The sequence below is a fragment of the Rhodopila globiformis genome (assembly GCF_002937115.1).
Taxonomy (GTDB): domain Bacteria; phylum Pseudomonadota; class Alphaproteobacteria; order Acetobacterales; family Acetobacteraceae; genus Rhodopila; species Rhodopila globiformis.
On sequence record NZ_NHRY01000071.1, the window covers coordinates 1 to 7,105 of the forward strand.

The following is a 7,105-nucleotide window of genomic DNA, read 5'->3' on the forward strand; positions in this document are numbered from 1 at the left end:
CCGTTCAATCCCGCTTTCGCCCACCCTGCCCCGCGCCCGGTTTGTCTTCCCAATCAGCTCCGGACGGCTCAAAAAAACACCCTGACAGAGCGGCCACCTCACAGTCACTCTCCGTTGCGGAAACAGCCATTGTTTGGCCACGACCTCCGCGTAATGGCCGGGTGCGACAGGAAAGGGGGATGAGATCGGAATGACCAGCCCATCGGCACGGCACGTGGCGGATGCCCGCCACTAGACGCCTGCTCGCCCGGCTGCGGAACCTGCGGGCGCATGGCGCCGCGCCGCTCTCCGCACTCGTCGAACTCGTGGCGGCCGAGTTGGTCAGCGAGGTGTGCTCGGTTTACGTCCAGCGCCCGGGCGACATCCTCGAACTCGCGGCGACGGTCGGCCTCAACCCCAACGCCGTCGGCAACACGCGGCTGCGTGTGGGTGAGGGCATCGTCGGCCTGTGCGCCGCCACCGGCGCGGTGATGAACCTGCCGGACGCGCAGAACCATCCCGCCTTCGCCTACCGGCCGGAAACCGGGGAAGAGCCGTTCACCTCGATGCTGGCGGTGCCGGTCCGCCGCTCCGGCCGCACGCTGGGCGTGCTGACGGTGCAGAACCGCACCCCGCGCAATTTCACCGAGCTGGAGGTGGACGACCTGGAAACCGTGGCGATGCTGCTGGCCGAGCTGCTGCCGGGCAGCGGCGCCCTGGACGGCTCGCCCGAGGGGCTGGCGGCCACGGTCCCCCGCCTGTTCAAGGGCGTCACCCTGATGGGCGGCATCGCCGCCGGGCCGATCGTGCTGCTGGCAACCGCAAGGCCGGTGGCGCGGTTCCTGTCGGACGATCCGGAAGCCGAGCAGGCCCGGCTCGATCAGGCGGTGGACCGCATGCAGCGCGGGCTGGACGACCTGTTCTCCGACGTGCCGGCGACCGGGCGCCCCGCCGACATCACCGCCTCCCGCGAGGTTCTGGAAGCCTATCGCCTGGTCGCCGCCGATGCCGGCTGGTTGCGCCGGGTGGCGGAGGTCATCCGTGCCGGCATGACGGCGGAAGCCGCGGTGCAGCGCATCGCCAGCGAACTGCACGACAAAATGCGCCGCATCAGCGACTCCTACCTGCGTGAGCGGCTCGCCGACATGGAGGACCTGGCCAACCGCCTGCTGGCGGCGCTGACCGGGCACGTGCCGATGGAGCACGTGCCGGAAGGCGCGATCCTGGTGGCGCGGCGCCTGGGTCCGGCGGAACTGCTGGACTGGCACGCCCGCGGCATCGCCGGCGTGGCGATCGAGGAAGCCAGCCCGTCCGGCCACGCCGCCATCCTGGCCCGCGCACTGGGCATCCCCGCCATCGGCAGCCTGCGCGGCATGCTGGACAGCGCCGAGGCCGGCGACGACGCCGTGGTCGACGCCGACGACGGCCAGTTCATCCTGCGGCCGGAGACCGAGGTCCGCCACGCCTACGCCCGCGCCAGGGAAACCCGTGACGCCAAGAATGCCGAGCTGGCGACCTGGCGCGGCCGTCCCGCCGCCACCGCCGACGGCGTCGGCCTGAAGCTGATGCTGAACGTCGGCCTGGCGCTGGAGCTGCCGCAACTGGAGCGCACCGGCGCCGATGGCATCGGCCTGTTCCGCACCGAGATCGCCATGCTGGCCCGCAGCTCGGTCGCCGACGTGGCGGAACAGGCGGATATCTATGCCCGCGTGCTGGACGAGGCCGGCGACAGGCCGGTGCTGTTCCGCACCCTGGACCTGGGCGCCGACAAGCTGCTGCCCGGCACGGTGACCGAGGAGGAGAACCCGGCGATGGGCTGGCGCTCGCTCCGCGTCGGCCTGGACCGCCCGGCGCTGCTGCGGCGGCAGCTGCGGGCGCTGCTGCTGGCGGCGGGTGGGCGCGACCTGTCGGTGATGTTCCCGATGGTGGCCACGGCGTCGGAGTTTCGCACCGCCAAGAGCCTGCTGCTGGCGGAAGCCAAGCGCATCCGCCCAGCCTGCGGACGTATGCGGATCGGCACCATGCTGGAGGTGCCGGCGCTGATGTGGCAGCTGCCGGAACTGCTGCGGGACGTTGACTTCATATCGGTTGGCTCAAACGATTTATTGCAGTTCATGTTCGCGGCGGACCGCGGCACGCCGTCGTTGTACGATCGGTACGACTTCCTGTCGCAGCCGGTGCTCGATCTGCTGGAGCAACTATCGGTTGCAGCATGGTCCGCCTCGGTGCCGGTCTCGCTGTGCGGCGAGGCGGCGTCCCGGCCGTTGGAGGCGCTGGTGCTGGCGGCCCTGGGAATCACGACTCTTTCTATGCCGGCCAGCGCGGTCCTGCCGATCAAGGCGATGTTCGCGCAGGTGGAGCTGAAATCGTTCCAGCCGGTGCTGGCGGCGATCCGGCGCGGCGGCGGCATGGGGCTACGCGACCCTATTGCAACCTGGGCACGAGAACGGGGACTCATAACTTAAATCACAGACTCGTGTTTTTTGTGCTGCATACAAGGCGAGGTCTGGATTAATGTCGCAGCCAACCCACCCACCTGGCGCACGCCGATTTTGCCAAGGTGAAGAACTATGGCGTTGGAAAAACCAATCGTGTGGTCTAGAAGCCGCCCGCCGGTCGCGTCTGTCAGAGACGTGACCACGGTATTCCTTCCACACGCATGACAATACCAGAACGGGGCCTCCGGTGCTGCACGAAAGCCGGTCCAAACTTGTCGAAAGTCGCGGCATGATGTCGACTGTCTCACAGGTGATGACGGAGCCGCCGTCTGCCGTGCGGGCCGGCGCGGATTTGCGCGAGGCGCGGGAACGCCTGGGCTGGCCGCTGCCGGACGTGGCGGCCGAGCTGCGGATTCGGCTCGCGCATCTCGAAGCGCTCGAGGATGGGCGCGTGTCGGATCTGCCGGGCGCCGTCTATGCCGTGGCCTTCACCCGCAGCTATGCAAGGCTGCTCGGGCTGGACGCCGAGGAAATGGTGCGGCGCTTCAAGGCCGAGGTCGCGGATGTCAGCCGCAGGACCGAGCTGGTGTTCCCGATCCCGATGCCGGATCGCGGCTTCCCGGCCGGGGCCATGGTGCTGCTCGGGCTGGTGCTGGCGGTTGGCGCCTATACCGGCTGGTACCGCTTGTCCGGCGAGGGCCGCCTGCCGGCCGAGACGGTGACGGCGATACCCGAACGCCTCGCCCCGCTGGCGGAGCAGGCGTTGCCGCCGGTTACGCCGCCGGCGACGGCAGTCGCCACGGCCGCGCCGAATGCCGCGCCGGCGGCCGCGACGGCGCCGGTTGCCGAGCCGGTATCCCCGGTTGCGACGGCGGCATCGACGGTTGCGGCCGCCCCGGCGACGTCCGTGCCTTCGGGCGCGCCATCGGAATCGACGGGTAGGACGTTGGTCTCTTCGGTTGCCGCGCCGGCACCGACGGTTGCGGCGCCTCCGGCTACGGCGTCGGGAACGCCGGCCGCCACGCCGGGTGCGGCACCGGTCATGGCCGAGGGCGCGCCGCCGGTGGCATCGCCCGCCGCCGGCGCAGCCAGCGCCGCCTCGGTTGTCGCGGCTGCGGAGCCTCCCGTACCGGCACCCTCGATCGGTTCAGCGCAGGCGGCGACCCTGCCGCCGGGTGCCAGTGACAGCCGGATCGTGCTGCATGCCACGGCCGATGCCTGGCTGCTGCTGAAGGACCGCAGCGGCAGCGTGCTGCTGAACCGCGTGCTGAAGGCCGGCGAAAGCTGGTCCGTGCCGCCGCGCTCGGGCCTGCTGCTGACCACCGGCAACGCCGGCGGGACGCAGATCCTGGTGGACGGCGCGCCGACGCCCAGCATCGGCGGCTCGGGCGTGGTGCGGCGCGACATGCCGCTGGATCCGCAGGTGGTGAAGGATGGCAAACTCGCCACAGCCCTGCTTCCAGCGAGTGCCTCACGCGGCGGCCGCCAGTAGCGAAACGCCGCGGAAAGCCCCATACTAGCGTTACCGCCGGCCTGTCACGGTCGGCGGCATAACCTGTCTCGTGCCTGCCGAGCCGCCCGATGGCCCGCAGCGCGGCGGCAAACCGGGTCGGGGCGGCTCGACGCGCCCCGCGATGAAGGAGACTTGCATGAGCAGCTATCGGCCCTACCAGGAAATCGTCCGGCGCAAGTCGCGGCGGATTCATGTCGGCAAGGTGCCGGTGGGCGACGGCGCACCGATCTCGGTGCAGACAATGACCAACACCCTGACCACCGACGTGGCCGGGACGGTGGCGCAGATCCAGCGGGCCGAGGCGGCGGGGGTGGACATCGTCCGCGTCTCCTGCCCCGACCAGGAGAGCGCGCTGGCGCTGAAGGACATCGTCCGCCAGGTGAGCGTGCCGATCGTGGCGGATATCCACTTTCATTATAGGCGGGCGCTGGAGGCGGCGGAGAGCGGCGCGGCCTGTCTGCGGATCAACCCCGGCAACATCGGCAGCGACGATCGGGTGCGGGAAGTGATCAAGGCGGCGCGCGACCACGGCTGCTCGATGCGCATCGGCGTCAACGCCGGCTCGCTGGAGAAGCATTTGCTGGAAAAGTACGGCGAACCCAACCCCGAGGCGCTGGTCGAGAGCGCGCTTTACCACGCTAACATCCTGCAGCAGCACGACTTCCACGACTTCAAGATCAGCGTGAAGGCGTCGGACGTGTTCCTGGCGGTGGCGGCGTACCAGCAGCTTGCCGAGGTCTGCGACCACCCGCTGCACATCGGCATCACCGAGGCCGGCGGACGGCGCATGGGCACGGTGAAGTCGTCGATCGGTTTGGGCTCCCTGCTGTGGGCCGGCATCGGCGACACCATGCGGGTGTCGCTGTCGGACGAGCCCGAGGAAGAGGTGCGCGTCGGCTGGGACATGCTGAAGACGCTCGGGCTGCGGCATCGCGGAGTGAAGGTGATCTCCTGCCCGTCCTGCGCACGGCAGGGCTACAACGTGATCGAGACCGTGCAGACGCTGGAGGATCGGCTGTCGCACATCGAGACGCCGCTGACGCTGTCGATCATCGGCTGCGTGGTGAACGGACCGGGCGAGGCGCTGATGACGGATATCGGCGTGACCGGTGGCGGCAACGGCAAGCACATGGTGTACCGGGCCGGAAAGCAGGACCACCAGATCGATACCGCGGCGATGGTGGAGCACATCGTCGAGCTGGTGGAGGCGAAGGCGGCAGAATTGAAGGCGGTGGCGGAGGCGGAGAAGGTCGCGGCGGAATAGGCCGGCTTCCCTGGCGGATGCGGGTGCTGTGGCGGGGAAGAATGGCGGGACATGCGGCCCGGCCACTTCGCTTTCCGTCATGGCCGGGCGTGTCTCCATACGTATCAGGATAGGGCGATTATCGGGGAAGGATTTGGTGCGGCGGCCGTTCTCTTACCGTCATGGCCGGGCGTGTCCCGGCCATGACCAGAGGAAGGCGACGTCGCGCCGCCCGTCCATTTGCGCCTGATGCGTATGGGGCTTGGCATGAGCACTTCGGCGGCGGCGATTCGCTTTGACGATGTGACGATGTGACGATGTGGGTGGAACTGAACGATGGGCAGACGCTCGGCGTTCCGCTTGCCTGGTTTCCGCGGCTGTTGCACGCGACGCCGGAGCAGCGGATGCAGTACCGCATCGGCGTCACCGGTAACGGTCTGCATTGGGAAGAGCTGGACGTGGATATCTCGGTCGAAGGCTTGCTGGCCGGCCGGGGAGACCTGACCGCCAGGCGGCAGGTCGGCGGCTGATCCCAGAGGGGGCAGGCATGGCCAGGCTCGACATCACCCCGCTGGTCAATGCTATCGATCGCCTATGCGAAGGCTTGGCGCGGCACCGCGGCGAGCCAGCGGATATGCAGTTGCGCGATGGCCTGATGCAGCGTTTCGAAGTGTCCTACGAACTGTGCCACCGCGTCCTCCGGCGGTTCATCCGGGAATGCGCCGCCTCGCCGGATGAGGTGGATCGCATGGCCTTCCAGGACCTGATCCGCACTGCCAACCAGCAGGGGCTGCTGCTCGGCGACTGGCCAGCCTGGCACCGCTATCGCGATTTCCGCGCCCGCACCAGCCACACCTATCAGGCCGAGAGAGCGCGGCAGTTGGTGGAAGCAATTCCTGCCTTCCTGGCTGAAGCCGAGTATCTGCGCGACGAACTGCGGAAGCGCCTGGCGTGACTCGAACGATCGCTCTGTCGCCCGATGAGCGGGCGATCGTCTGCGATATCCTGCGTGCGCATCTGCCGCCCGATACGCAAGTGTGGGCATTCGGCTCCCGCGCCACCGGCACCGCCCGCCGCTACTCCGATCTCGATCTGGCGCTGGAGGCGGACGGACCGCTCGGGCTGGCTGTACTGGCCGACGTGGCGGGGGCGCTGTCGGAGTCGGACCTGCCGTACAAGGTGGACGTGATCGATCTGCGGTCGGTTGATCCGGCGTTCCGGGCACTGATCGCGCCGGAGATGGTGGCGCTGGCGGTGTGACGGGCTGACCGGCGCCTCGGCGCTGCAGCAAACCGCAGACGGGTTGGGACGCAGAGTCGGCGCCCTGTCGTCATGGCGGGCGCAGGCCCGCCATCCACGCCTGGCGATGCCGAATTCGGCAAAAGGCGTCCACGGCGAGCGCCGCTGGCGTGACTCGCCGGGTCGCCGATTGCTGACCTGGGATTCGCTTCATGGCGAAATAGAAGCGTTTGATCTGCATGGGCGTCATAGTGCCGTGCTGGATGCCGTGTCGGGTGTGCCGATCAAGGAGGGCGGACGTGGGAGACGCATCCGTGTCTGAGACGCGGGACACGACCGCCGCGTTTTTCGATCTGTATGAGCGGGGCGAGGTGTCCGAGGACGCGATCGACGATTTCGTCGGCGCCTGGCATGAGGCCGGTGACGTCGGAGGCCGCCCGCTCTCGGCGTTCCTGGGCATGACGGCGGACGAGTATGTCGTGTGGGTGATGAATGCCCGGGTGCTGCCGGTGATCCGCGAGGCACGGCGGACGAAGCAGGGGCTGCGGGAGGCGATTGCACATTACCTAGTACACCTCGCCGGAAGAACGAACCCCATTTCGACGGCCGCTCACGCAGCGAGCGGCTTGCCGGTCATGGTCCACTTGAACGGCTTGGCGAGGGTGCGGTTGAAGTAGGCGATGAAGGCCTCGA

General features: G+C 68.7%; 8 protein-coding genes. All 8 read left to right on the forward strand.

The annotated features are described in order from the left end of the window. Positions 1 to 221: 221 nt before the first annotated feature. The gene (locus CCS01_RS07290) at positions 222 to 2,444 is read left to right on the forward strand and encodes a putative PEP-binding protein (protein ID WP_104518170.1); all 2,223 of its coding nucleotides are present in this window, start codon (positions 222 to 224) and stop codon (positions 2,442 to 2,444) included. A 262-nt stretch (positions 2,445 to 2,706) separates the two neighbouring features. Next, a complete protein-coding gene (locus tag CCS01_RS07295; RefSeq protein ID WP_146101600.1) occupies positions 2,707 to 3,909 on the forward strand; it encodes a helix-turn-helix domain-containing protein in 1,203 nt (400 codons plus the stop codon). 157 nt (positions 3,910 to 4,066) lie between these two features. Beyond that, the gene (gene ispG, locus CCS01_RS07300) at positions 4,067 to 5,194 is read left to right on the forward strand and encodes a flavodoxin-dependent (E)-4-hydroxy-3-methylbut-2-enyl-diphosphate synthase (RefSeq protein WP_104518172.1); all 1,128 of its coding nucleotides are present in this window, start codon (positions 4,067 to 4,069) and stop codon (positions 5,192 to 5,194) included. Positions 5,195 to 5,490: 296 nt separating this feature from the next. Next, on the forward strand, positions 5,491 to 5,703 hold the full coding sequence (locus CCS01_RS07305; protein ID WP_104518173.1) for a DUF2442 domain-containing protein: 213 nt from the start codon (positions 5,491 to 5,493) through the stop codon (positions 5,701 to 5,703). 17 nt (positions 5,704 to 5,720) lie between these two features. Further along, positions 5,721 to 6,128: an HI0074 family nucleotidyltransferase substrate-binding subunit gene (locus CCS01_RS07310; RefSeq protein WP_104518174.1), complete on the forward strand. Its 408-nt coding sequence runs from the start codon at positions 5,721 to 5,723 to the stop codon at positions 6,126 to 6,128. Beyond that, positions 6,125 to 6,433 (forward strand): nucleotidyltransferase family protein, encoded by a 309-nt coding sequence (locus CCS01_RS07315; protein WP_104518175.1) that lies wholly within the window; start codon positions 6,125 to 6,127, stop codon positions 6,431 to 6,433. Before CCS01_RS07310 ends, CCS01_RS07315 begins: the two co-directional genes overlap by 4 nt. 106 nt (positions 6,434 to 6,539) lie before the next feature. Beyond that, positions 6,540 to 6,734, forward strand: coding sequence for a colicin E3/pyocin S6 family cytotoxin (locus CCS01_RS35985; protein ID WP_104518176.1), 195 nt, complete (start codon positions 6,540 to 6,542; stop codon positions 6,732 to 6,734). After that, positions 6,727 to 7,089, forward strand: a complete 363-nt coding sequence (locus CCS01_RS34330; protein ID WP_193540116.1) for a hypothetical protein — start codon at positions 6,727 to 6,729, stop codon at positions 7,087 to 7,089. The genes CCS01_RS35985 and CCS01_RS34330 overlap by 8 nt, the downstream gene beginning before the upstream one ends. Positions 7,090 to 7,105 lie beyond the last annotated feature (16 nt).